This is a genomic window from Stenotrophomonas sp. 57 (assembly GCF_030291075.1).
In the GTDB taxonomy this organism is placed as follows: domain Bacteria; phylum Pseudomonadota; class Gammaproteobacteria; order Xanthomonadales; family Xanthomonadaceae; genus Stenotrophomonas.
This window is the reverse complement of record NZ_CP127407.1, coordinates 834,211-859,498: the sequence shown is the minus strand read 5'-3', so window position 1 is coordinate 859,498 and position 25,288 is coordinate 834,211. Positions and strand designations below refer to the sequence as shown.

At 65.4% G+C, this 25,288-nt stretch carries 20 protein-coding genes and 5 tRNA genes; 3 read left to right on the top strand and 22 right to left on the bottom strand.

The window, feature by feature from the left end; translation table 11 throughout:
- Positions 1–46: 46 nt before the first annotated feature.
- From rpoB to QP512_RS03750, 14 genes are all read right to left on the bottom strand, one after another.
- Complete coding sequence (gene rpoB / locus QP512_RS03815) at positions 47–4,201, bottom strand: DNA-directed RNA polymerase subunit beta (RefSeq protein ID WP_049446770.1); 4,155 nt, start codon at positions 4,199–4,201, stop codon at positions 47–49.
- Between the two features lie 365 nt (positions 4,202–4,566).
- The gene (gene rplL, locus QP512_RS03810) at positions 4,567–4,935 is read right to left on the bottom strand and encodes a 50S ribosomal protein L7/L12 (protein ID WP_005408204.1); all 369 of its coding nucleotides are present in this window, start codon (positions 4,933–4,935) and stop codon (positions 4,567–4,569) included.
- 63 nt (positions 4,936–4,998) lie between these two features.
- Entirely contained in the window at positions 4,999–5,535 is a 537-nt protein-coding gene (rplJ, locus tag QP512_RS03805; RefSeq protein WP_010480377.1) for a 50S ribosomal protein L10, read from the bottom strand.
- 385 nt (positions 5,536–5,920) lie between these two features.
- Positions 5,921–6,619 (bottom strand): 50S ribosomal protein L1, encoded by a 699-nt coding sequence (rplA, locus tag QP512_RS03800; protein ID WP_248859368.1) that lies wholly within the window; start codon positions 6,617–6,619, stop codon positions 5,921–5,923.
- Between the two features lie 4 nt (positions 6,620–6,623).
- Positions 6,624–7,052, bottom strand: coding sequence for a 50S ribosomal protein L11 (gene rplK, locus QP512_RS03795; RefSeq protein ID WP_004145248.1), 429 nt, complete (start codon positions 7,050–7,052; stop codon positions 6,624–6,626).
- 257 nt (positions 7,053–7,309) lie between these two features.
- Positions 7,310–7,870, bottom strand: coding sequence for a transcription termination/antitermination protein NusG (gene nusG / locus QP512_RS03790; protein WP_004154362.1), 561 nt, complete (start codon positions 7,868–7,870; stop codon positions 7,310–7,312).
- Between the two features lie 10 nt (positions 7,871–7,880).
- The gene (gene secE, locus QP512_RS03785; protein ID WP_286071047.1) at positions 7,881–8,294 is read right to left on the bottom strand and encodes a preprotein translocase subunit SecE; all 414 of its coding nucleotides are present in this window, start codon (positions 8,292–8,294) and stop codon (positions 7,881–7,883) included.
- 49 nt (positions 8,295–8,343) lie between these two features.
- Positions 8,344–8,419 (bottom strand) — tRNA-Trp (locus QP512_RS03780).
- Between the two features lie 102 nt (positions 8,420–8,521).
- Positions 8,522–9,712 (bottom strand): elongation factor Tu, encoded by a 1,191-nt coding sequence (tuf, locus tag QP512_RS03775; protein ID WP_004154360.1) that lies wholly within the window; start codon positions 9,710–9,712, stop codon positions 8,522–8,524.
- Between the two features lie 41 nt (positions 9,713–9,753).
- Positions 9,754–9,829: transfer RNA gene (locus QP512_RS03770), tRNA-Thr, on the bottom strand.
- Between the two features lie 49 nt (positions 9,830–9,878).
- A tRNA-Gly gene (locus QP512_RS03765) sits at positions 9,879–9,952 on the bottom strand.
- A gap of 24 nt (positions 9,953–9,976) precedes the next feature.
- A tRNA-Tyr gene (locus tag QP512_RS03760) sits at positions 9,977–10,062 on the bottom strand.
- 137 nt (positions 10,063–10,199) lie between these two features.
- Positions 10,200–11,216, bottom strand: a complete 1,017-nt coding sequence (locus QP512_RS03755; RefSeq protein WP_286071046.1) for an isoaspartyl peptidase/L-asparaginase — start codon at positions 11,214–11,216, stop codon at positions 10,200–10,202.
- A gap of 138 nt (positions 11,217–11,354) precedes the next feature.
- Positions 11,355–12,374, bottom strand: coding sequence for a cyanophycinase (locus tag QP512_RS03750; RefSeq protein ID WP_286071045.1), 1,020 nt, complete (start codon positions 12,372–12,374; stop codon positions 11,355–11,357).
- Between the two features lie 170 nt (positions 12,375–12,544).
- On the opposite strand from QP512_RS03750, the gene QP512_RS03745 reads away from it, so the two are divergent.
- Positions 12,545–15,283 (top strand): TonB-dependent receptor, encoded by a 2,739-nt coding sequence (locus QP512_RS03745; RefSeq protein ID WP_286071044.1) that lies wholly within the window; start codon positions 12,545–12,547, stop codon positions 15,281–15,283.
- Positions 15,284–15,915: 632 nt separating this feature from the next.
- Here QP512_RS03745 and ychF read toward each other — a convergent pair.
- The 8 genes from ychF to QP512_RS03705 form a co-directional block, all read right to left on the bottom strand.
- Entirely contained in the window at positions 15,916–17,007 is a 1,092-nt protein-coding gene (gene ychF / locus QP512_RS03740; protein ID WP_019338145.1) for a redox-regulated ATPase YchF, read from the bottom strand.
- Between the two features lie 122 nt (positions 17,008–17,129).
- Positions 17,130–17,708 carry an aminoacyl-tRNA hydrolase gene (pth, locus tag QP512_RS03735; RefSeq protein WP_008268208.1) on the bottom strand — a complete coding sequence of 193 codons (579 nt, stop codon included), beginning with the start codon at positions 17,706–17,708 and terminating at the stop codon, positions 17,130–17,132.
- 48 nt (positions 17,709–17,756) lie between these two features.
- Complete coding sequence (locus tag QP512_RS03730; RefSeq protein WP_014036085.1) at positions 17,757–18,374, bottom strand: 50S ribosomal protein L25/general stress protein Ctc; 618 nt, start codon at positions 18,372–18,374, stop codon at positions 17,757–17,759.
- Positions 18,375–18,484: 110 nt separating this feature from the next.
- The gene (locus QP512_RS03725) at positions 18,485–19,444 is read right to left on the bottom strand and encodes a ribose-phosphate diphosphokinase (protein WP_005415400.1); all 960 of its coding nucleotides are present in this window, start codon (positions 19,442–19,444) and stop codon (positions 18,485–18,487) included.
- A 139-nt stretch (positions 19,445–19,583) separates the two neighbouring features.
- Positions 19,584–19,660, bottom strand: a tRNA-Gln gene (locus QP512_RS03720).
- Between the two features lie 11 nt (positions 19,661–19,671).
- Positions 19,672–20,541: a 4-(cytidine 5'-diphospho)-2-C-methyl-D-erythritol kinase gene (gene ispE, locus QP512_RS03715; RefSeq protein WP_286071042.1), complete on the bottom strand. Its 870-nt coding sequence runs from the start codon at positions 20,539–20,541 to the stop codon at positions 19,672–19,674.
- Positions 20,538–21,197: a lipoprotein insertase outer membrane protein LolB gene (gene lolB / locus QP512_RS03710; protein WP_286071041.1), complete on the bottom strand. Its 660-nt coding sequence runs from the start codon at positions 21,195–21,197 to the stop codon at positions 20,538–20,540. Before lolB ends, ispE begins: the two co-directional genes overlap by 4 nt.
- On the bottom strand, positions 21,194–22,879 hold the full coding sequence (locus tag QP512_RS03705; RefSeq protein ID WP_286071040.1) for a tetratricopeptide repeat protein: 1,686 nt from the start codon (positions 22,877–22,879) through the stop codon (positions 21,194–21,196). Before QP512_RS03705 ends, lolB begins: the two co-directional genes overlap by 4 nt.
- Before the next feature lie 63 nt (positions 22,880–22,942).
- Here QP512_RS03705 and hemA point away from each other — a divergent pair, with 63 nt between their 5' ends.
- Together hemA and prfA are read left to right on the top strand one after the other, a co-directional pair.
- Positions 22,943–24,226: a glutamyl-tRNA reductase gene (hemA, locus tag QP512_RS03700; RefSeq protein ID WP_032130429.1), complete on the top strand. Its 1,284-nt coding sequence runs from the start codon at positions 22,943–22,945 to the stop codon at positions 24,224–24,226.
- Entirely contained in the window at positions 24,204–25,286 is a 1,083-nt protein-coding gene (prfA, locus tag QP512_RS03695) for a peptide chain release factor 1 (RefSeq protein ID WP_286071039.1), read from the top strand. The genes hemA and prfA overlap by 23 nt, the downstream gene beginning before the upstream one ends.
- The last annotated feature ends 2 nt before the right edge of the window (positions 25,287–25,288 follow it).

Sequence of the window (25,288 nt, the reverse complement as noted above, 5' to 3'; positions counted from 1 at the left end):
AGTTCACTGCCAGCGGCGCGGCGGCGGACCGCCGCGCCGGCATGGATCAGTTGTCTTCCAGTTCCATGTTGATGGCCAGCGAGCGGATTTCCTTCACGAGCACGTTGAAGGATTCCGGCATGCCCGCGACCATCTCGTGCTCACCGTCGACGATGTTCTTGTACATCTGGTTGCGGCCCTGCACGTCATCGGACTTCACCGTCAGCATTTCCTGCAGGGTGTAGGCCGCGCCGTAGGCTTCCAGCGCCCAGACTTCCATTTCACCGAAGCGCTGGCCGCCGAACTGCGCCTTGCCGCCCAGCGGCTGCTGGGTGACGAGCGAGTACGGACCGGTCGAACGGGCGTGCATCTTGTCGTCGACCAGGTGGTTCAGCTTCAGGTAGTGCATGTAACCCACGGTGGTGTGGCGATCGAACGCTTCACCGGTGCGGCCGTCGTACAGCTGGGTCTGGCCACTGCTCGGCAGGTCGGCCAGTTCCAGCATGCGCTTGATTTCCGCTTCGGTGGCGCCGTCGAACACCGGGGTGGCCATCGGCACGCCGTCGGTCAGGTTGCGGGCCAGACGCAGCAGTTCCTCGTCGCTGAACTGCGACAGGTCGACACGGTTGGCCACGTTGGTGTCGTCGTGGTTGTAGATGTCGTCCAGGAACTTGCGCAGGTCGGCAACGGCGGCCTGGGCTTCCATCATCGCCTGGATCTTGCGACCCAGACCCTTGGCCGCCCAGCCCAGGTGCACTTCCAGGATCTGGCCGATGTTCATACGCGACGGCACGCCCAGCGGGTTCAGCACGATGTCCACGGTTTCGCCCGAGGCCATGTACGGCATGTCCTCGACCGGCACCACGTTGGAGACCACACCCTTGTTGCCGTGGCGGCCTGCCATCTTGTCGCCCGGCTGGATGCGGCGCTTCACGGCCAGGAACACCTTGACCATCTTCAGCACGCCCGGGGCGAGGTCGTCGCCGGCGGTGATCTTGCCGCGCTTGTCGGCGAAGCGACGCTCGAATTCCTTCTCGTGCGCCTGGATCTGCTTCTGCGCGCGTTCGATGGCTTCCGAAGCGTCTTCGTCCTTCATGCGCAGGGCGAACCAGTCAGCCTTCTTCAGGCCGTCCAGGAAGGCGTCGGTGATCACGTCACCCTTCTTCAGGCCAGCGCCACCGTTGACCACCTTGCCCACGATCTGCGAACGCAGACGCATGTAGATGGCCGCTTCCAGGATGCGGAACTGGTCGTCGAAGTCCTTCTTGACGCGCTTGATTTCAGACTCTTCGATCTGGCGGGCGCGCTTGTCCTTCTCGATGCCGTCGCGGGTGAAGACCTGCACGTCGATGACGGTGCCGTCCATGCCCGGCGGAACGCGCAGCGAGCTGTCCTTAACGTCCGAAGCCTTCTCGCCGAAGATCGCGCGCAGCAGCTTCTCTTCCGGGGTCAGCTGGCTTTCGCCCTTCGGGGTGACCTTGCCGACCATGATGTCGCCGGCGCGGACTTCGGCACCGATGTACACCACGCCGCTCTCGTCCAGGCGGTTCAGCGCCTGCTCGGAGACGTTCGGGATGTCGGCGGAGATTTCCTCCGGCCCCAGCTTGGTGTCACGCGCGACGCAGGTCAGCTCTTCGATGTGGATCGTGGTGTAGCGATCCTCTTCCACCACGCGCTCGGAGAGCAGGATGGAGTCTTCGAAGTTGTAGCCGTTCCACGGCATGAACGCGATCAGCATGTTCTGGCCCAGGGCCAGTTCGCCGATGTCGGTGGACGGGCCGTCGGCCAGCACGTCGCCGCGGGCGATGACGTCACCCACCTGGACCAGCGGACGCTGGTTGATGCAGGTGTTCTGGTTCGAACGGGTGTACTTGACCAGGTTGTAGATGTCCACGCCTGCGTCGGTGGCGCCAACGATCTCTTCCTCGTTGACCTTGACCACGATGCGGGCCGCGTCGATCTGCACGATCTCGCCACCACGGCGGGCGTTCACGGTCACACCGGAGTCACGCGCCACGGCGCGCTCGATGCCGGTACCGACCAGCGGCTTCTGCGCACGCAGGGTCGGCACGGCCTGACGCTGCATGTTGGCGCCCATCAGTGCGCGGTTGGCGTCATCGTGCTCCAGGAACGGAACCAGCGCGGCCGCGATCGACACGGTCTGCATCGGCGAGACGTCCATGAAGTGGACTTCCGCCGGCGGCTTCAGCAGCGATTCGCCCTGGAAGCGGCACGGCACGAACTGCTCGGTCAGCACGCTGTCGGCATTGGTCAGCGCGTTGGCCTGCGCAATGACGTACTCGTTTTCTTCGATGGCCGACAGGAACTCGACTTCGTCATAGACCTTGCCGTCCACGACCTTGCGGTACGGGGTCTCGAGGAAACCGTACTGGTTGGTGCGGGCGTACACGGCCAGCGAGTTGATCAGGCCGATGTTCGGGCCTTCCGGGGTTTCGATGGTGCAGACGCGGCCGTAATGGGTCGGGTGCACGTCGCGCACTTCGAAGCCGGCGCGCTCACGGGTCAGACCGCCCGGGCCCAGGGCCGAGACGCGACGCTTGTGGGTCACTTCCGACAGCGGGTTGTTCTGGTCCATGAACTGCGACAGCTGCGAGGAGCCGAAGAACTCCTTGATGGCTGCGGCAACCGGCTTGGCGTTGATCAGCTCCTGCGGGGTCAGGCCTTCGGACTCGGCCATCGACAGGCGCTCCTTGACCGCGCGCTCGACGCGGACCAGGCCGACGCGGAACACGTTCTCGGCCATTTCGCCGACCGAACGCACGCGACGGTTGCCCAGGTGATCGATATCGTCGACCACGCCGCGACCGTTGCGGATCTCGGTCAGGACCTTGATCACGTCCAGGATGTCGGAGCTGTCGCCATGGGCGGCAACCAGGCGCTTGGACTCTTCGTCGTTGCGCTCACCGAAGTACTTGCTGTCGTACAGCACGGCTTCGCCGGTGGTTTCCTTGCGGCCCACGCGACGGTTGAACTTCATGCGGCCGACCGCGGACAGGTCGTAGCGCTCGAAGGTGAAGAACAGGTTGTGGAACAGGTTCTGCGCGGCGTCCTTGGTCGGCGGCTCGCCCGGACGCATCATGCGGTAGATCTCGACCAGGGCTTCCAGCTGGGTCTTGGTCGGGTCGATGCGCAGGGTGTTGGACAGGTACGGACCACGATCCAGATCGTTCACCCACAGGGTGCCCACGGCATCCACACCGGCCTTGCGGAAGGCCTGCAGCTGCTCGTCGGTGATCTCGTCGTTGGCCTGGGCCAGCAGTTCGCCGGTCGATGCATCGACCACGTCGTGCGACAGGATGCGGCCGACGATGTAGTCGTCCGGCACGGCCAGGGCGGCGATGCCCGAGGCTTCCAGCTGCTTGATGTGGCGCGCGGTGATGCGCTTGCCGGCTTCCACGATGACCTTGTCGCCGTCGGCGAGGTCGAAGCCCAGGGTTTCGCCACGCAGGCGCTCCGGCACCAGCTCCAGCTGGACGCCTTCATCCGGGTTGATGTGGAAGGTGTTGATCTCGAAGAACTCGGCCAGCATCTCTTCGTTGCTGTAGCCAAGCGCGCGCAGCAGGATCGACACCGGCAGCTTGCGGCGGCGGTCGATACGGGTGAACAGCGCGTCCTTCGGGTCGAACTCGAAGTCCAGCCAGGAACCGCGGTAAGGAATGATGCGGGCGCTGTACAGCAGCTTGCCCGAGCTGTGGGTCTTGCCACGGTCGTGGTCGAAGAACACGCCCGGCGAACGGTGCAGCTGCGAGACGATGACGCGCTCGGTGCCGTTGACGATGAAGGTGCCGTTCTCGGTCATCAGCGGGATTTCGCCCAGATAGACCTCCTGCTCCTTCACGTACTTGATGGCCTTGGTCGACGACTCACGGTCGTAGATCACCAGGCGCACGGTCACGCGCAGCGGGGCGCCGTAGCTCATGCCACGCTGGCGGCACTCGCGCTCGTCGAAGACCGGTTCGCCCAGCTTGTAGCCGACGTATTCCAGGGCAGCATTGCCGCTGTAGCTGGCGATCGGGAAGACCGACTTCAGCGCAGCATGCAGGCCGTGGTCCGTGCGCTTGGCCGGATCGACGTTTTCCTGCAGGAATTCACGATAGGAATCCACCTGGATGGCGAGCAGGAACGGCACTTCGAGGATCGAGCGCTGCTTGCCGAAATCCTTGCGGATACGCTTTTTTTCGGTGAACGAATAGGACGTCATGAGGTCTTCCACCTTGTTGTGCGGGCCGTGCGTCCACGACCCAGAAGGAAACTTGAAATTGTCAGTTGGAAGTCGCTGGTATTGCCGGCACCAGCACGCCTTCTCCCGCTACTTCCAACTGCCAACTCGTCTGCTACCACGCCCCTGCTGCCGCGCGCCGCGCTGGCCGGCCGGGGTTTGACTGCAGCCCGTGTTGGGCTTTTTGCTGCTTTTGAAACGGTAAGGCCGACTGTCAGTCGACTTCTTTCACAGGAGTCGACTGACAGTCGACCCTACCAGTACCGCAACAACGACCAAAGGCCGGGGGCTTACGCCCCCAGCCTTGGCTGCATCGCCGTGAATCGGTGACGATGCAAGGTAACTGCTTACTTGACTTCGACAGTCGCGCCAGCAGCTTCCAGGTCCTTCTTCATCTTCTCGGCGTCTTCCTTCGAAGCGCCTTCCTTCAGGACGCCACCGGCTTCGGCCAGGTCCTTCGCTTCCTTCAGGCCCAGGCCGGTGATGGCGCGGACGGCCTTGATGACTTCGACCTTCTTGTCGCCGGCCGACTTCAGGGTGACGGTGAACTCGGTCTGCTCTTCAACAGCAGCGGCCGGGCCAGCGGCAGCAGCCACGGCAACCGGAGCAGCGGCGGAGACGCCGAACTTCTCTTCGATGGCCTTGACCAGCTCCATCACTTCCATCAGGGACTTCTCGGCGATGGCGTCGACGATCTGTTCGTTGGTAAGGGACATGATTAATACCTTTGGATGATTTTCTGGGTTGAGGTTCCGTCAGGAACCACGGTAAGTCGAAACTCAGGCGGTCTCGGCGGCCGGCTCGGCAGCGTCGGCGGCGACATCGCCACCACCCTGCTTCTCGCCAACGGCCTTGATGGCGCGGGCAAACATCGTGACCGGCTCGGTCAGGACGCGGGCCAGCATGGCCAGGGCCTGATCGCGGGTCGGCAGCGAGGCCAGCACTTCGACGTGGCTTGCCGGGAACACTTCGCCACCGATGGCGACGACCTTAGCCTTCAGCTTGTCGTTGCCCTTGGCGGCTTCCTTGATCAGGCGACCGGCAGCGCCGGGCTCCTCGAGCGAGAACGCGTACAGCAGCGGACCAACCATCTGGTCCTGGGCGACTGCGAACTCGGTGCCTTCAACGGCGCGCGAAGCCAGGGTGTTCTTGACAACCTTCAAGAAAACACCGGTTTCACGAGCCTGCTTGCGCATCGCGGTCATCTGGGCGACCGTGGTGCCAGCGTATTCGGCTGCGATCAAGGAGTGGGCCTTGGCGGCGACGTCTGCCAGCTCGGCGACTACTTCTTGCTTCTGGGACAGATTGAGAGCCATTGCACTCCTCCTATTGAACTCCGCTTACGGCTCCTGCCGTGTGCGGTCCTGTGCGGCATCCGTCCTGGACGCCGGGAACATCGGGATGATGTTCCGGGGGGTGGGCCGTTCCAGACCTGGAGGCAATCAGGGAAATCCCAGACATGCGTGAACCAGAAAAACTCCAGAAGGGCACCATCTACGCAGGTTGATTCCGGGGAATCGATTAAGCGTTCGTGACTGCTCCGGCGGCGACTCCTTGCCAGATCGAGCTTCCGTGCCCGTCGCCGGTAGTGCCACGACCGCGCCTGCGGTCTTTGACGGCTACCACTGGCGATGTACTGCCAGCGATGCCTTCAAATGTCACGGCCACGGCACCCGAGGGCACCGTGACCGCTTCAAACAATTACTTCAGGGTCAGCGACGACTGGTCGACGGTGACGCCCGGGCCCATCGTCGAGCTGACCGAAACCTTCTGCAGGTAGGTGCCCTTCGAGGTGGCCGGCTTGGCCTTGATCAGGTCCAGCAGCAGCGCGGTCAGGTTCGACTTCAGCGCGTCTTCGGCGAAGTCGGCCTTGCCGATGGTGCAGTGGATGATGCCGGCCTTGTCGGTGCGGTAACGGACCTGACCCGACTTGGCGTTCTTCACGGCTTCACCCGGGTTCGGGGAAACGGTGCCGACCTTCGGGTTCGGCATCAGGCCGCGCGGGCCCAGCACGGTGCCCAGCTTACCGACGACGCGCATGGCGTCCGGGGTCGCGATGACGACGTCGTAGTTCAGATCGCCGGCCTGCATCTTCTCGGCCAGGTCATCCATGCCGACGGCTTCGGCGCCAGCGGCCAGGGCTTCGTCAGCCTTGGCACCGGCCGGAGCGAACACGGCGACGCGGACCGACTTGCCGGTACCGGCCGGCAGCACGGTGGAGCCACGGACCTGCTGGTCGGACTTCTTCGCATCGACGCCCAGGCGCACAGCAACGTCGATCGACTCGACGAACTTGGCCTTGGTGGCGTTCTTCAGGATGTTGATCGCGTCCTCGAAGGCGTATGCCTTGCCCGGAACGACGGCGGCCTTGATGGCCTTCTCACGCTTGGTCTGTGCCATCTTATTAACCCTCCACCACGAGGCCCATGGAACGGGCAGAGCCAGCGATGGTACGCACGGCGGCGTCCAGATCGGCGGCAGTCAGATCCGGTTCCTTCGCCTTGGCGATCTCTTCCAGCTGCTTACGGGTGACCTTGCCGACCTTCTCGGTGTTCGGGCGCTTGGAGCCCGACGAGATGCCAGCGGCCTTCTTCAGCAGGGTGGTGGCCGGGGTGCTCTTGGTGATGAAGGTGAACGTACGGTCCGAGTAGGCCGTGATGATCACCGGAACCGGCAGACCCGGCTCGAGCTTCTGCGTGGCAGCGTTGAACGCCTTGCAGAATTCCATGATGTTCAGGCCGCGCTGACCCAGCGCAGGACCGACCGGCGGCGAGGGGTTGGCCTGACCGGCCTTCACCTGCAGCTTGATGTAACCGACAACTTTCTTTGCCATGAGTATGCTCTCCGGGTGCTAGCGCCTTTCGACAACAGGCTCCCCATCGGACCGGGAATCACGCGTCCCGGCATCGCGTTTTGAAATCATGCTGAAGGCCACCTTGCGGCGGCCTCGTCCTGCTGGCTTCCCAGCGGGGAGCCGCGCACTATATCAGGTTTTTTCTTCACATGCCTGAAGCGGCACGTAAACGCGAGAAACCGGGCCACGCCCGGTTTCTCGTCCGGAGTCGAGCATGGCTCGACTCTACAGTGGGATCAGACGGCCTTTTCGACCTGGCCGAACTCGAGTTCGACCGGAGTGGCACGACCGAAGATCAGCACCGAGACGCGCAGACGGCTCTTCTCGTAGTTGACTTCTTCGACGACGCCATTGAAATCGTTGAACGGGCCATCGGTGACACGGACCATCTGGCCCGGCTCGAACAGCACCTTCGGACGCGGCTTCTCGACACCTTCCTGAACGCGGTTCAGGATGGCCTCGGCCTCGGAATCGGCGATCGGCAGCGGACGGTCGGCGGTGCCGCCAATGAAGCCCATCACGCGCGGGGTTTCCTTGACCAGATGCCAGCTTTCGTTGTCGATGCGCGGAATACCCGCTTCTTCGTGGGTCTCGATCTGGACCAGCACGTAACCCGGGAAGAACTTGCGCTCGGAGCGGCGCTTCTGCCCAGCGCGCATCTCGACCACTTCTTCGGTCGGGACCAGGACGTCGCCGAAGCGCTCTTCCATGCCGTCACGGACGATGCGATCGCGCAGAGCCTGCGCCACCGACTTCTCGAAGCCCGAATAGGCGTGAACGACGTACCAACGCTTCATGCAAATCTCCTTAGCGGCTCAGGAACCACTGAGTCAGTTTCTGGATCAGGAAGTCGAAGCCACCCAGCAGCAGGCTGAGGATGAGCACCACGACGATCACGACCCAGGTCATGCGGATGGCTTCCTGGCGCGTCGGCCAGACCACCTTGCGCAGCTCAAAGCGCGACTCGGAGAGGAATTCGCGGGTGTCGCGCCCCTTGCCGGTCAGCATGAACACGCCGATACCGCCAACCAGACCGACCACGACCGCCAACGCACGCAGCTGACCCGCCCACGCGCCCAGTTGGGCGGCGCGACCGGAGTCGGCGGAGAACCAGAACCAGACGAACAGACCGGCCAGCACCAGCAGCGATGCGGCGACATACTTGACGATATCCCCACCGTTGGCGGAGGTGTCCTTGGAGTGTTCGATCTTGCTATTCATCAGGCTGTGTCTGCTTTAGCGGCCCAGGCCGCTGGATAAGGTGGGCAGATGGCACGCCAGGAGGGACTCGAACCCCCAACCTGCGGTTTTGGAGACCGCTGCTCTGCCAATTGAGCTACTGGCGTACGTTGAAAACTTGCCTTCCCTTAGACGGCGAAGGCGGACCGAGGTTCCCGGCCCGCCATTCGCGTAACCGGCGGCGCTATGCAACCACCGGTACTGCAGGCTTACTCGATGATCTTCGAGACCACGCCGGCGCCGACGGTACGGCCACCTTCGCGGATGGCGAAGCGCAGGCCTTCGTCCATTGCCACCGGGTTGATCAGGGTGACGACCATCTTGACGTTGTCACCCGGCATCACCATTTCGACGCCTTCCGGCAGTGCAGCTGCGCCGGTGATGTCGGTGGTGCGGAAGTAGAACTGCGGGCGGTAGCCGTTGAAGAACGGGGTGTGACGACCGCCCTCGTCCTTCGACAGGACGTAGACTTCGCCTTCGAACTTGGTGTGCGGCTTGATCGAACCCGGCTTGGCCAGAACCTGGCCACGCTCGACGTCGTCACGCTTGGTGCCGCGCAGCAGCAGGCCAGCGTTGTCGCCTGCCTGACCCTGGTCCAGCAGCTTGCGGAACATTTCAACGCCGGTCACGGTGGTCTTCTGCACCGGACGGATGCCGACGATTTCGATTTCGTCGCCAACCTTGATCACGCCGCGCTCGATACGACCGGTCACCACGGTGCCGCGGCCCGAGATCGAGAACACGTCTTCCACCGGCATCAGGAACGGCTTGTCGATCGCACGCTCCGGCTCCGGGATCCAGCTGTCCAGGGCGTCGACCAGCTTCAGGATGGCAGGCACGCCGATGTCGCTCTGGTCGCCTTCCAGCGCCAGACGGGCCGAACCGGCGATGATCGGGGTGTCGTCGCCCGGGAAGTCGTACTTGCTCAGCAGCTCGCGCACTTCCATTTCGACCAGCTCGAGCAGCTCGGCGTCGTCAACCATGTCGGCCTTGTTCAGGAACACGACGATGTACGGCACGCCGACCTGACGCGACAGCAGGATGTGCTCGCGGGTCTGCGGCATCGGGCCGTCAGCGGCCGAGCACACCAGGATCGCGCCGTCCATCTGGGCGGCACCGGTGATCATGTTCTTGACGTAGTCAGCGTGGCCCGGGCAATCGACGTGGGCGTAGTGACGGACCGGGGATTCGTATTCGACGTGTGCGGTCGAGATCGTGATACCACGAGCCTTTTCTTCCGGAGCGGCGTCGATCGAGGAGTAGTCCTTGAACTCGCCACCGAAGCGCTCGGCACCGATCTTGGTCAGTGCGGCGGTCAGCGTGGTCTTGCCGTGGTCGACGTGACCGATGGTGCCGACGTTGACGTGCGGCTTGGTGCGCTCGAACTTACCCTTGGCCATGGCTGCTTATCTCGAATTCGTCTGAGAGGTGATGCTTAAGATGGTGCTCACGAAAGGAATCGAACCTTCGACCTCTTCCTTACCAAGGAAGTGCTCTACCGACTGAGCTACGTGAGCCGAGTTTTGCATTATGACATGAACTCGATAATATTCAAAGTTCATTCAATGGAGCGGGAGACGGGAATCGAACCCGCACCATCAGCTTGGAAGGCTGAGGTTCTACCATTGAACTACTCCCGCGCCGGGAATGTCACAACGTGAAACTGGTGGAGGGAGGTGGATTCGAACCACCGAAGGCGTAAGCCAGCAGATTTACAGTCTGCCCCCGTTGGCCGCTTGGGTATCCCTCCTTACCACCCCATCCCGTTGCCGCCGAAGCGTTGCGGTGTGTGGTGGTGAGCCGCTTATTCTGCTGATGGGACGGGGGCGTGTCAACGCTTTTTTCCATCTTTTTCACACGTTGTCGCAAACCCATTGATACGCAAGGTTATTGCCCGGGGACCGGCAGGGTCTCGCTGGCGAAAATTGCGACATGGGGGACGCCGTCGGCGCCGATCCAGCCCCGGTACATGCCCTGGGTGTTGAACGGCGTGGCCATTTTTCCGTCTGCGGCAAGCACGATCGCACCGCCATCGCCGCCCATCTGCGGGATCGTCTCGTTGATCACGCCCTTGCCGGCCTGTTCCGGGGTCTGCCCCTGGTAGCGCATGCGCGCGCAGATCTCATGCGCGGCGGCAGTACGGATGTAGTACTCGCCCCAGCCGGTGCCAGACACCGCGCAGCGCGCGTCAGCCCAGGTACCGGCGCCGATGATCGGCGAATCACCCACACGCCCATAGCGCTTGTTGGTCATGCCTCCGGTGGAGGTGCCCGCCGCGAGATGCCCCTGCGCGTCCAATGCGACCGCACCCACGGTGCCGAAGTGCTTTGCGGTCTCCAGGTCGGCATGCGCCTGGCCGCTGGCCTCCTCCTTCAGCGCGCGCTGCAGCTGCTGCCAGCGCTTGTCGGTGCGGAAGTACGACGGATCGACCAGGGTGATGCCCTGCTCCACCGCAAATGCCTCGGCACCCTGCCCGACCATCATCACGTGCTTGGATTTCTGCATCACGGTCTGCGCCAGCAGGATCGGGTTGCGCACCCGCTGCACGCCCGCGACCGCGCCCGCCGCCTGGCTCGCGCCGTCCATGAGAGCCGCATCCAGCTCGTTGCGACCGTCGTGGGTGAACACTGCACCCTTGCCGGCGTTGAAGGTGGGATCGTCCTCCAGCACGGTGATCGCTGCGGTGACCGCAGCGAGCGCCGGACGACCCGCGGCGAGTTCGGCATGCCCCTTCAGCAGCGCCGCCCGCAGCGCGTCGCGTGCCGCCCTCTCTTCGGCCGGCGACAGATCCTTGCGCTCGACGCCGGCGCCACCGTGGATGACCAGCATCGGCGCGGTGGCCGGCGCGGCCTGGGCGAGCAACGGCAGGGACAGCAGCGCGGACAGCGCCAGGCGCAGTTTCATCGGGTACGTCTCCAGCAAGTGGGCAAGGGAGGCATCATGGTAGGGCCGAGCGCATGCTCGGCTGATGCCTCGATTGAAAGGCAGCCGAGCGCGAGCTCGGCTCTACAGCATCCCATGCGTGACCACAGGATCGCCGGGTCACTGGCGGATGACTTCGATCTCGCCATCGCTGACGTCGGCCACGGCCTGGTAGTCAGCCTCGGCCTGGAAGTCATCCAGGCGCATGCGACTGCCGCTGGCGACCACGGTCACCGGGACGGCATGGAAGCGCAGTGGCTCGCCCTCCACCAGGCGGTCGGCATCACGGCCGGGGCTGACCACCCAGACCTTGCCGTCGCCGTCGACGCTGTAGACCTGGGCCTGGCCATCCGGCTCCACGCACAACGCGGTGTCCTCATCGACACCGATGCCGACGATGTCGGGGTCGCCACTGTCCTGTGCGGCGCGCGCCACGAACACGATCAGGCGTCCGAGCCGGTCACGCTTGTCGAAATGGGTGTCGGTGACCACACGCTGCAGGTAGGGCATCTGCAGGAAGCCGCTGTCCATGGTCACCGCACTGCCCATCGGGTCTGCCAGCGCACCGGCAGAGGTGATGCTGCCGCCATCCATCGCGCCGTAGGCATAGCCACCGAGTATCGCCAGGCCAGCACTGGTACCGGCAATCGGCTTGCCGGCGCGCACATGCGCGTTGAGCGCGCGGTTGAGCGCGGTGCCCTTCCAGAAGCGGATGTAGCGCGACTGGTCGCCGCCGGCGATGAAGATGGCATCGGCCGCGGCAACCACGCGCAGCACGGCAGGATCGTCGGCGCCGCGGCGGCTGTCGAAGACCAGGGTCTGTACCGCGGTGGTGCCGCCGATCTCGTGATAGAGCCGCTCCTGAAGTTCGTCGCCGCCGGAGGCGCGCAGGATCAGCACGCGGCCGTTGCCGGCCTGCTTCAGCCACCACCGGAAGGCTTCGGGCACCCATTCGCCGCCTCCCATCAGCATCATCGCCGGTGCGCGCGGGCCGGATCTCGGCGCCTCCAGGTCACCCACTTCGTAATAGGCAAGGCCCGGCCCCTGCAGATCCTGCGCAACGGCCGCCAGCGGCCAGGCCAGGACCAGCAGTGCCAGCCAGAGAAAGGGTCCGCGCAGGGGGCTGTGGAGGCGTCGCATCTTGATCTCCCTGAACAAAATCGACTTGCAAGCGTTTTCACTCTTTGCCAGATAGGGACCCAGTAGTCAAGGGCATGAAAAAGGCGTTAAATGCGCGCGCCCATTCCGGAAATCTGAATGGGGGACAGGGCTCCTCCTCTGCGGGCCGGCTTCAATACCGAGAATTCCTCATGCGTAGAAAGGCGATGGCGTGGTCGATCCAGCTGGCGTTGATGGGCGTGGCTGCTTCCGCGGCGGCCCAGGCTCCGGCTTCCTCTTCGGTTCAACAACTGGATGCGGTGCAGGTCACCGGTTCGCGCATTCCCCGCGCCCAGGTGGAAGGTCCTGCCCCGATCACGGTGATCAGCGCCGAGCAGATCCGCTCCAGCGGCTTTACGACCGTGCCGGACGTGCTGCGCGCGATGACCCAGAACGGCGGTGAGACGCAGAGCCAGCAGTCTTCCAGTGGCGCCGACTTCTCGCCGGGCGCCCAGCAGGTGGACCTGCGCGGCCTCGGCCCCAACCACACGCTGGTACTGGTCAACGGCCGCCGCATCGCCGACTTCCCGATGCCGTTCAAGGGCCGCAGCAACTTCACCGACGTCTCCAACATCCCGCTGGGAATGATCGAGCGCATCGAAGTGCTGACCGGCAGTGCCTCGGCCATCTACGGCTCGGACGCGATCGCCGGCGTGGTCAACTTCATCCTGAAGAAAAAGGCCGACGGCACCACGATCGACATGCGCATGGGCACCACCAGCGAAGGCGGTGGCGAGTCGTTCGACATGAGCCTGGCCAGCGGTTTCAGTCGTGGCAACTTCAACGCCGTGTACAGCGTCGAGCTGCAGTCGCAGACGCCGTTGTGGGCGTATGAGCGCGACATCCAGGATTCGACCCAGGACGCGCCGACCGAAGGCTCGCGCATCGCGCGCCGCGCCTACCTGCGTACCGATTACAACGATGACTACCTGGACCCGGGCGCCGCCACCTGCGAGGCGCTGGCCGGCCAGAACCAGGGCACCACCTACCATGCCTATCGGCCGAAGTACGGCTACTACTGCGGCAGCGAAGCGTCGATCGGCTACGGCACCATCCTCAGCAAGCGCCGCGGCGCCAATGGCTACGCCTCGCTGAGCTACGACTTCGACAACGGCCAGCAATGGTTCGCCGACGTGCAGCTGGGTTACCACACGATGTCGCTGATGCGCGACGTCACCAGCTGGGGCCGCATGGACGCCAGCGGTGACGAGTCGGGCTACTTCAACAATGAAGCCACCGGCGAGATCGAATTCTGGCAGCGCCAGTTCTCACCCGAGGAAATGGGCGGACTGCGCAATGCAATGGTGCGCAGCACGCAGAAGACCTTCAGCGTGACCACCGGCTTCAAGGGCAACCTGACCGGCAACTGGGATTACGAAGCGGCATTGAGCCATTCGCAGTACCAGTCGCGGATCAGCTGGGCGCAGATCATCGCAGCCAAGGCCAATGACCTGTTCCTGGGCCCGCAGCTGGGCGTGGATGATGATGGCTTCCCGATCTACAACGCGGACCCGTCACGCCTGTACCGGCCGCTCACCCGCGCCGAGTACGATTCGATCGCCGCACGCACCACCTATTCGCCCAAGTCGCGCACCGAGACGGCCGCGTTCACCCTGACCAACTCGGCACTGTTCGGCCTGCCGGGCGGTGACGCCGGCTTCGCCGCGACCGTGGAAGTGGGCCAGCAGGCGTACTCGCTGAATCCCGATCCGCTGGCTACCCAGTACTACTACTACAGCTGGAAGGATTCGGACGGCAACGGCTCGCGCAACCGCTGGGCCACGGCGGCCGAGCTGCGCATGCCGCTGCACGAGACGGTCAACCTGAGCGTGGCCGGCCGCTACGACCAGTACCGCTATTCCGGCCACACCATCGGCAAGGCCACCTGGAGCGGCGGCCTGGAATGGCGCCCGATCGATACCCTGCTGGTGCGCGGCTCCTACGGCACTGCATTCCGCGCACCGGACCTGCACTATGTGTTTGCCGGACCGGGCAACGACGAGACCAGCGCCGAGGACCTGTACACCTGCCGCCTCGAGGAAGCCAGCGACTGTTCCGATTACGAGCGCAACCTGATCCGCAGCCGCACCGGCAACCGCCAGCTCGACCCGGAAACCAGCACCTCGTGGAGCGCCGGCTTTGTCTGGTCGCCGGCAATCGGCCTGGACCTCTCGGTGGACTGGTTCGACATCGACATGCGCAAGCAGGTGCAGGACATGGACGTGCGCACGATCCTGGCCAATGAAGCGAACTGCCGGCTCGGCAGCGCGGACATCAACTCGCCGACCTGCGTGGATGCACTCGACCGCATCACCCGCACCAGCGACGGCCGCTTGTATGGCGTGCGCGTGGCCCCGATCAACGTTGCCCGCGAGTCGACCTCCGGCATCGATGTCGGCCTGCGCTACCGCGTGCAGACCGGCATCGGCGACTTCATCCTCAACGGCACCCACACCTGGGTGAAGAAGCACGATTTCCAGCGCTACCCCGGCGATCCGACCCTGGACCAGTTCGCGGTCAACAGCGGCTTCGACATTCCGCGCACCAAGACCAGCCTGAGCGTGACCTGGGAGAAGGACGCGTGGTCGGCCACGGTCTATGGCTCGCGCCTGGGCAAGCTGCCGACTTCGGACAACTACGACCAGTCGTTCGACTGGGACAGCGGCGACAGCCCGTACGTGAAGGCGACGTACCGCTACAACGCCTCGGTGCAGTACCGCTTCGACGACCATTCGCGCCTGTCGCTGGCAGTGGTCAACGTGTTCAACAAGATGCCGCCGAAAGACGCCACGTACACCGCCTACCCGTACTACGACGTGTCCTGGTTCGACAGCGTCGGCCGCACCATCAACCTGCAGTACACCCACAAGTTTGGTGGCAGCGCGTTGTAAGGCACGCCGCACTGCAGAACGTGGACGACAAGGCCCGCCATTGGCGGGCCTTGTCGTTGGGGAACCTGGCTCTGCCAGATGCCCACGTTGGTAGGCACTGATCTGCCACGCCCCGCCAAGGTGGGCGACTACCAGAGCGGGCCACGCGGGTTTTCCACATCGGACGTGGAGAGCGATGGGAACTAGGTGTGGACAAGTGGGCGCGATCGTTGTCCCACAGGCATTTCCGGGCGTGGTGATTTTTTATCCATGCGCTTCGATTGTTTTCCACACCAGACGTGGAGAGCGATGGGAACTTGGTGTGGACAAGTGGGCGCGAGCATTGCCGCGCAGGCGTTTGGAAGCGTGGCGAATATTTGTCCACGCTTCGCGGACAAGCGCCGTAGAGCCGAGCCCATGCTCGGCGCCGGCCGGCATCAGCCGATGCATGGGCTCGGCTCTACAGCGGCACACGGGGTTTTCCACACCGCGCGTGGAAAGTGGTGGGGGTTTGGTGTGGACAAGTGTGCGCGAGGCTTGCCGCGCAAGCGTTTCAATGCATGGTCAATTTTTCACCAGCCACCAGCGCGGCGCCGGAAACGCGAACGCCCCGCACAAGGCGGGGCGTCCAGGGTCGATCCGCTACCGCTGGATCAGACGTTGAAGCGGAAGTGCAGGATGTCGCCTTCCTGCACGCGGTATTCCTTGCCTTCCAGGCGCAGGCGACCGGCTTCCTTGGCACCGGCTTCGCCCTTGTACTTGATGAAGTCGTCGTACGCGATGGTTTCGGCGCGGATGAAGCCCTTCTCGAAGTCGGTGTGGATGACCGCGGCGGCCTGCGGGGCGGTAGCGCCCTTGCGCACGGTCCACGCACGGACTTCCTTCACGCCGGCGGTGAAGTAGGTCTGCAGGCCCAGCAGGCTGTAGGCCGCGTTGATCACGCGGTTCAGGCCCGGCTCGCTCAGCCCCAGATCGGCCAGGAAGGTATCGCGGTCCTCATCGTCGAGCTGCGACAGCTCCTCTTCGATGGCGGCCGACACCGGCACCACCTGCGCGCCTTCGGCGGCGGCATGCGCGCGCACGGCTTCCAGGTGCGGGTTGTTCTCGAAACCATCTTCCAGCACGTTGGCGATGTACATCACCGGCTTCAGGGTCAGCAGGAACAGGTCACGCACCAGCGCCTTTTCTTCATCGTCCAGGCCGACCGAACGGCCAGCCTTGCCATCCGACAGCGCCGCCTGCAGCTTGGCCAGCACCGGCTTGCGCGCCGCTGCGTCCTTGTCGCCGCCCTTGGCTGCACGCTCGGCACGGTTCAGCGCCTTCTCGACGCTGTCCAGGTCGGCCAGCGCCAGTTCGGTATCGATGGTTTCGATGTCCGAGATCGGGTCGACCTTGCCGGCCACGTGCACGATGTCGCCGTGCTCGAAGCAGCGCACCACGTGGGTGATCGCATCGACTTCGCGGATGTGCGCCAGGAATTTGTTGCCCAGGCCTTCACCGCTGGCCGCACCGGCCACCAGGCCGGCGATGTCGACGAACTCGACCGCGGTCGGAATGACCTTCTGCGGGTTGATGATCCCTGCCAGTTCGCCCAGGCGCGGATCCGGCACCGGCACGATGCCGACGTTCGGTTCGATGGTGCAGAACGGGAAATTCGCCGCGGCGATACCCGCCTTGGTCAGCGCATTGAACAGGGTCGACTTGCCGACGTTGGGCAGGCCGACGATGCCGCATTTGATACCCATGGGTGACAGCTCTCTGGGGTGAAAGTGATTGGTGAAACAGCGCGCGCGCTGCTTGGCCAATCCATCTCGGTGTGGTCGATCAACAGCGGCGCCAACCACGGTTGGCACCTACCCAAAGCGGGTTATTTCGGCGTGTGCAGGCGCTTCATCGCTTCGCTGAAATCGCCCTGCACCGCCAGCGGCATCACGTCGATCGCATCGTCGATGGCGCGTGCGATCAGCACGTCGTCATCCTTGGACGGGCGGCCGAGCACCCAACCCACCACGCGGTCCTTGTGGCCGGGATGGCCGATGCCCACGCGCAGGCGATGGAACTTGCCGTGACCGAGCAGGCGGATGGTGTCACGCAGGCCGTTCTGGCCACCGTGGCCACCGTCGAACTTCAGCCGCGCCACGCCGGGCGCCAGGTCCAGTTCGTCGTGGGCCAGCAGGGTTTCTTCCGGTTCGATCTTCCAGAACCGCTGCGCGGCGGTGACCGACTTGCCACTGAGATTCATGAAGGTGGCGGGCTTGAGCAGCCACACCGTCTGCCCGGCAATCTCGACCTTGGCGGTCTCGCCGAACAGTTTGCTGTCCACATTCCATCGTGCACCGGCTTTTTCAGCCAGGGCCTCAACGAAATGAAACCCGGCATTGTGCCGGGTCCGGGCGTGTTCCGATCCGGGGTTGCCCAGACCGACGATCAGTCGCAGTCCTGCCATGGCTCCTTCCAATACGGTGCCTGCCCGGAGGCAGGCACCGTAGCGGTATTACTCGGCGGCAGCCGCTTCTTCGTCGGCCGCGTCGGCCTTGCCGGCCTTGGCGGTGACGATGGCGTCGTCGTGGTCCTTGCCCAGCGCCAGGGCCGGGATTTCCACGCCCTTCGGCAGCTTGATGTTGGACAGGTACACCACGTCACCGGCCTTCAGCTCGCCCAGGTCGACTTCGATCGACTCCGGCAGGTCCTTCGGCAGGCAGGTGATGGTCACTTCCTTCAGTTCGTGGGTGACCACGACGTCGGCAGCCTTGCCAGCCGGCGAGGTGTCTTCGTTGATGAAGTGCAGCGGGACCGAAGCGGTCAGGGCTTCGTTCTCGTTCACGCGCTGGAAGTCCAGGTGCATGATCAGCTGCTTGTACGGATGGCGCTGCATGTCACGCAGCAGGACCTTCTGCACCTGGCCGTCCAGGTTCAGGTCCAGGATCGAGGCATAGAACCACTCGTTCTGCTGGGCCAGCCAGATTTCGTTGTGGTCCAGGCTGATGGCGACCGGCTCGGCGTTGCCGCCGTACACGATGGCCGGGATCACACCGGCGTGACGCAGGCGGCGGCTCGCACCCTTACGCTGCAGTTCACGCTTGGTGACCTTGATTTCATGGGTCTTCGACATTTTCGACTACTCAGGTTGTTGCCCTGCCTTGCGGCCTGGCGGTTGAAGATGCTTCCGCGACCAGAAGCACCCGGGGCATGTCCCCGCCGTTGCCGGCAGGGACGAAAAACTCAGTCGACGTACAGCGAGCTGACCGACTCGCCGAAGGCGATGCGGCGCATCGTTTCGGCCAGCATTTCCGCCACGCTCAGCTGACGGATCTTGCTGCACACCCGCGCTGCGTCCTTCAGCGGGATGGTGTCGGTCACCACCAGCTCGTCGAGCTGGGAATTGGTGATGTTGTCCACCGCCGGGCCCGACAGCACCGCGTGGGTGCAGTAGGCGGCGACCTTGAGCGCACCGCGCGCCTTCAGGGCAGCGGCAGCGGCGCACAGGGTGCCGGCGGTATCGACGATGTCATCGACCATCACGCAGGTCTTGCCTTCGACGTCACCGATGATGTTCATCACGGTGGAGACGTTGGCGCGCGGGCGGCGCTTGTCGATGATCGCCAGGTCGGCGTCATCCAGGCGCTTGGCCACCGCACGGGCGCGGACCACGCCGCCGACGTCCGGCGACACAACGATCAGGTTCTCGGTGCCGTAGGCGCGCCAGATGTCGGCCAGCAGCAGCGGGGACGCATACACGTTGTCCACCGGAATATCGAAGAAGCCCTGGATCTGGTCGGCGTGCAGGTCGACGGTCAGCACGCGATCAGCGCCAGCGGTGCTGAACATCTTCGCCGCCAGCTTGGCGGTGATCGGCACGCGCGAGGAACGCATGCGGCGATCCTGGCGCGAGTAGCCGAAGTACGGCACCACGGCGGTGACGCTGGCCACCGATGCGCGCTTGAGCGCGTCAATCAGCACCAGAAGTTCCATCAGGTTTTCCGCGCTCGGCGCGCAGGTCGGCTGGATCACGAACACGTCCTGCTTGCGGACGTTCTCTTCGATCTCCACCTGCACTTCGCCATCGGAGAAGTGCGAGACCAGCGCCTTGCCCGGGCGGACCCCCAGTTCCTTGCAGATGTTCTGCGCCAGACGTTTGTTGGCGTTGCCGGAAAAGACCAGCAGGTTCGGGGACTCTTGCATCATGATTGTCTCGGGCGGGGACGAGTGGCGGGGATCCGGGATCGGCAAGGACCCGATGGACCCTTGCTGCTGACAACACCGCGGTTGTTTCCACGTCCCGCGCAGGCGATGCGCTGGAAGGCGCGGACACAGCCGCTATTGGCAGGGGCGGTAGGATTCGAACCTACGAATGCCAGGATCAAAACCTGGTGCCTTGGGCCTCTTGGCGACGCCCCTGCAGTGATGAATCAGTGTTGCTCGAGTGCATCCAGCAGTGGCGAACGCGCAACGCCCGCTGCCACCCTTGCCCGCAACTCCTTCGGCAACTTCGACCGTCCCTGCTCTGCGGCAGACTGCGATGCGAACTCGACGAAACAACCACTTCCCGAACCGGTCAGCCGCGCCGTGCCGATGTCGCTCAACGCGGCGAACGCTGCCTCGACGGCAGGCTCACGGCGGCGCAGCACCGGTTCGAACGCATTCCCGACCAGGGTCCCGGAAGCGAAGTCCTCTATTTTCGCCACTGGGCTGTCGCGCGTCAAATCCGGGTCTGCGAACAGGGCCGGGGTGGGAACATGAACGCCCGGTTCAACCACCACATACCAGGCCGGTTCCAGCAAGATCGGCTGCAGGCGCTCGCCCACCCCTTCGGCCCAGGCATTGCGCCCGCGCACGAACACCGGCACATCCGCGCCCAGGCGCAGGCCCAGCGCGGCCAGGGCATCTTCGTCCAGGCCCGCCCGCCAGAGCCGGTTCAGCACCACCAGCACGGTGGCGGCATCGGACGACCCGCCACCGAAGCCACCGCCAGCCGAAACATGCTTTTCGACGATGATGTCTGCGCCTTGCGCGCTATTGGCCGCATCTTTAAGAAGCCGCGCAGCGCGGACCGCCAGGTCATCCGCCTCGGCCACGCCGGCCAGGCCCTCACCCTGCCGGCGCACCTGGCCATCTTCACGCAGGCGCAGGCCAATGAGGTCACCCCAGTCCAGCAGGCGGAACACGGTCTGCAGCTCGTGGTAGCCGTCGGCCCGGCGGCCGGTGATGTGCAGGAACAGGTTCAGCTTGGCCGGGGCCGGCCACCAGGACCAGCCCGCGTCGTCGGCTGCCCCACTCATGGGCCGCCCTGCCCCCACTGGTCCACCAGCAGGCGCACCTTGGCGTCGCCTTTGCTGGCCTCGATTCGGCGCGGCAGCGCCGGGCGCCCAGCCTCGGCGGGATACCAGTCCAGGTACTGCACTTGCCAGCCCATCTGCTGCATGCGGCGCGGCCGGCCTTCACCGTCGCGCTCGACCTTCTCCGGACCGGCAGCATCGCCGGCTACCAGGCCGCGGATCCACTCCGGCAGCTGGTTGACCGGGATGTCCCAGCCAGTCGCCTCCAGCAGCAGCTGCTGGGCATCCTCGCCATCGCGCGGCCCGCCAGCCAGCCCTTCCAAGCGACCTGCTTCGGAATGGGTATCGCCGGTCAGCTTCCAGCTCTGCCGGGTCACCGGCGCACTCAGTTCGACCACGTAGCGGCGGCCTTCCTGCTTCCAGTCGATGCGGCCGCTGCCACCGTCCTTGCCCTTGCTGACCGCGACCCGGCCCTGGAACGTCCAGTCCGACTGTGCCTGCAACGCAGCCACGCGTGCGGCCTCGGTCTGTGCCGCTTCGGCAGACACGGTCTCGACCACGGCCGGCGCAGGGGTCTTCTGCGTGCCCACGCTGGTGCAGGCGGTCACCGCCAGGGTCGCGGCCGCCAACAGCAGCGGCCGGATCAGGGAAACACTCATGGATTGAATTTCTCGCGGGCGCGCAGCAGCGCGCGGTTTTCGGGATCGAGCTTGGCCGCTTCCTCGAAGAAGTGGCGCGCCTCGTCATGCTTGCCCAGCACCCACAACACTTCGCCGACATGGGCGGCGATCTCGGGGTCCTTGGCCAGGGTCCAGGCACGGCGCAGCTGCACCAGCGCCTCTTCCTTGCGACCCAGGCGATACAGCACCCAGCCATAGCTGTCGACGATGGCGGCGTTGTCCGGTTCGGCCACGCGCGCGCGGTCGATCAGCTCCAATGCTTCCTGCAGGCGACCGGTGCGATCGGCCAGCGTGTAGCCCAGCGCGTTCAGCGCCGGCACGTTCTCCGGGTCAGTCACCAGGATCTTGCGCAGGTCGGCCTCGGCGCGCGGGATGTCGTCACGGCGCTCCCAGGTGAGTGCACGGGCGTACAGCAGGCCGTTGTCATCCGGGTAGGCGGCCAGGCCGCGGGCCAGTGCATCCAGTTCGCCGCCGCTGTCGTCGGCGCGCTGGCGCAGTTCGGCTTCCAGCAGGTAGGCGTCGCGACGCACGTCGTCGTCGACCACCGCATCGGATTGGATCGCGTGGACTTCATCCAATGCCTGCGACAGGCGCCCGGCCAGCGCCTGGGCATTGGCCGCGCGCAGGCGCGCCTCGCTCAGCTCATCGCCACCGGGCACGCTGTGGTACCACTGCACGGCCTCGGGGTAACGCTTCAGGTATTCGGCGATCTTGCCCAGCAGCAGGCGCTGTGCCGGGTCAGGCTTGGCCGCCTGCCGGGAAAGTTCGTTGTAGAGATTGGAGAGCGCGGCCTTGTCGCCCTGCTTGGCCAGCAGCGAGGCGCGCATGCCCCAGGTCTGTACGTCCTGCGGGCCGAAGGCCAGTACGCGTTCGGCCGCGGCCGGCTGCCCCAGGCTGTCGTAGGCGATGGCCACCGCGTTGCGCAGTTCCGGATCCTGGCGCGTCTTCGGCTCGACGTCATGCAGCAGCGACAGCGCCTTGTCGGTCTCGCCAGCCTGCTGCAGCTGGCTGGCGCGCAGCAGTGCCACGCGCGGTTCTTCAGGGAAACGCTTGACCACTTCATCGATCATGCGCCGCGCCAGTTCGGGCTTGTCCATGCGCAGGGCAAGGCGGCCGAACTCCTGCCAGGCCTCGATCTTCGGCGGAATGGCGTTGGCATCGACCAGCTCACCCAGCACCTGCGCCGGTACTGCCGGGTCGCGGCCACCGCCAATCAGCGCGGCCAGGGCGAACTTCCAGCCACGTTCATCCGGGTCGGCCAGCAGGGCCTGCAGATCGCCACGCGCGGCCTTCACATCGCCCTGGCGCATGGCCAGCGCAGCAGCGGCGCTGCGCATCGTCAACGAGCTCGGTGCGCGCTGCTGCCACAGGGCCAGGCCCTTGGCGGCGCTGGCATCGTCGTTGGCCAGCATGGAAATGCGGGTGGCACGTTCGGCCAGGCCGGCATCGCCGTCGGTCTGCTGGGCCGCCTGCAGGTACCAGCGCGCAGCCTCGGCCAGCTTGCCGGCCTGCAGGGCGAATTCACCGGCCATCACCGGTTCCAGCGCCAGTTCCTCAGTGGCCGGCGCCCGCACAGGGGCCTTGGCCGGCACCGCCGCCAGGGCCTGGGAACAGGCCAGGGACAGCAGCAGAACACTGGGGATGCGAATCAATGCGGGCATCGTCGGCATCGGGGCCTTAAAATGTCGTCCAATGGCCAGCAGCTTATCGCAAGCAACTGAACAATGACCCTGTGGGTGCTCGGACTGAATCACCAGACCGCACCGGTGGAGCTGCGCGAGCGCGCGGCCTTCGCCGGTGAGGCGTTGCCGCGCGCGCTCGGTTCGCTGCGCGATACCCCGCAGATCGCCGAGGCGGTGCTGCTGTCCACCTGCAACCGCACCGAACTGTACGCCGTGGCCGAGTCGGCGCAGGCGCTGGACCAGTGGCTGCACAGCCAGGCCGGCGACCTGCAGGGCTACCTGTACCAGCATGCCGATGCCGAGGCCGTGCGCCACCTGTTCCGGGTCGCCACCGGGCTGGATTCGATGGTGCTGGGCGAGCCGCAGATCCTCGGCCAGGTGAAGGATGCGTGGTCGACCGCGCGTGACCACGGCCTGCTCGGCCAGCGCCTGGACCGGCTGTTCCAGCAGACGTTCTCTGTAGCCAAGCGTGCGCGCACCGACACCCAGGTCGGCGCCAACCCGGTCTCGGTGGCCTCGGCCGCAGTGCGCCTGGCGCAGAACGCCTTCGCGCGCCTGGACGATTCCACCGTGCTGCTGGTCGGTGCCGGCGAGACCATCGAACTGGCTGCACGCCACCTGAGCGAGGGCAAGGTGCGGCGGTTGCTGATCGCCAACCGTACCCTCGCCCATGCCCAGGAGCTGGCCAGCCGACATGGTGGCGTGGCGCTGCCGCTGACCGAGCTGGACCGCCACCTCGGCGAGGCCGACGTGGTGTTCTCGGCCACCGCCGCGCGCGAACCGGTGATCCATCGCGAGATGGTGGCCAAGGCCCTGCGCGCGCGCCGGCACAAGCCGATGCTGCTGTTCGACCTGGCCGTGCCGCGCGACATCGAGGCCGAGGTCGGCACGCTCAATGACGCCTTCCTCTACACCGTCGACGACCTGGAGCGCGCGGTGGAAGACAACCGCCGTGGCCGCCGCGAGGCCGCCGCCGAGGCCGAGGCGATCATCGACCTGCAGGTGTCCCGCTTCGTCGAGACCCAGCAGGCCAGCGCCCACCAGGCACCGCTGCGGCAGTTGCGTGCGTTCGGCGAAGCCACCCGCGCCGAACTGCTGGAGCGCGCGCGCCAGCAGCTGGCCAACGGCAAGCCGGCCGACGAAGTGCTGGAACTGCTGGCGCACGGGCTGACCAATCGATTGCTGCACCCGCCGACCGCTGCCCTGCGCGCCGCCGCGCTGAGCGGCGATGCCGACCTGACCCGCGCCGCCGAGCGCCTGTTCCCGGCCACGCCGGGTTACCGCCACCCACCCGTGAGACCCGATGACGCCGACCCTGCGCCGTAAGCTGGAAGCGCTGGCCGAGCGCCGCGAAGAACTGGAACGCCTGCTCGCCGAACCCGACGTGGTCGCCGACAACACCCGTTTCCGCGACCTTTCGCGCGAATTCGCCCAACTTGAGCCGGTTGCCACCGCACTGGCCGATGAAGCCCGTGCCAAGGCCGACCTGGCCGCCGCCGAAGGCATGCGTGCCGACCCCGACCTGCGCGAGCTGGCCGACGAGGAAATCGCTGCCGCCCAGGCCCGCCTGCAGGAGCTGGAACAGGAACTGGCGCTGCTGCTGGTACCGCGCGACCCGCGCGACGACGGCAACCTCTTCCTGGAAGTGCGCGCCGGTACCGGCGGCGACGAAGCGGCGATCTTCGCCGGCGACCTGTTCCGCATGTATGCCCGCTACGCCGAACGCCAGGGCTGGAAGGTCGAGATCGAATCGGACAATCCCGGTGAGCATGGCGGCTACAAGGAAGTGGTGGCGCGCGTGGTCGGCCGCGGTGCGTTCTCGCGCCTGAAGTTCGAATCCGGCACGCACCGCGTGCAGCGCGTGCCGGCCACCGAATCGCAGGGCCGCATCCATACCTCGGCGGCCACCGTGGCGATCATTCCCGAAGCCGATGAGGTCGAGGACATCGTCATCAACCCGGCCGACCTGAAGGTGGATACGTTCCGCTCCTCCGGCGCCGGTGGCCAGCACGTGAACAAGACCGAATCGGCCATCCGCATCACTCACGTGCCCACCGGCGTGGTGGTGGAATGCCAGACCGAGCGCAGCCAGCACGCCAACCGCGACAAAGCGATGAAGCGCCTGAAGGCACAGCTGCTTGATGCCGAGCGCCAGCGCCAGGATGCGGCGCAGGCCGAATCACGCCGGCTGCAGGTCGGCAGCGGTGACCGCAGCCAGCGCATCCGCACCTACAACTTCCCGCAGGGCCGCATCACCGACCACCGCGTGGAAGGCCTGACCCTGTACGACCTGCCCAACATCCTGGCCGGCGACCTCGACGCGTTGCTGCAGCGGCTCAGCCACGAGCACCAGGTCGACGCCCTGGCCCAGCTGTCGGCGGGCTGAGT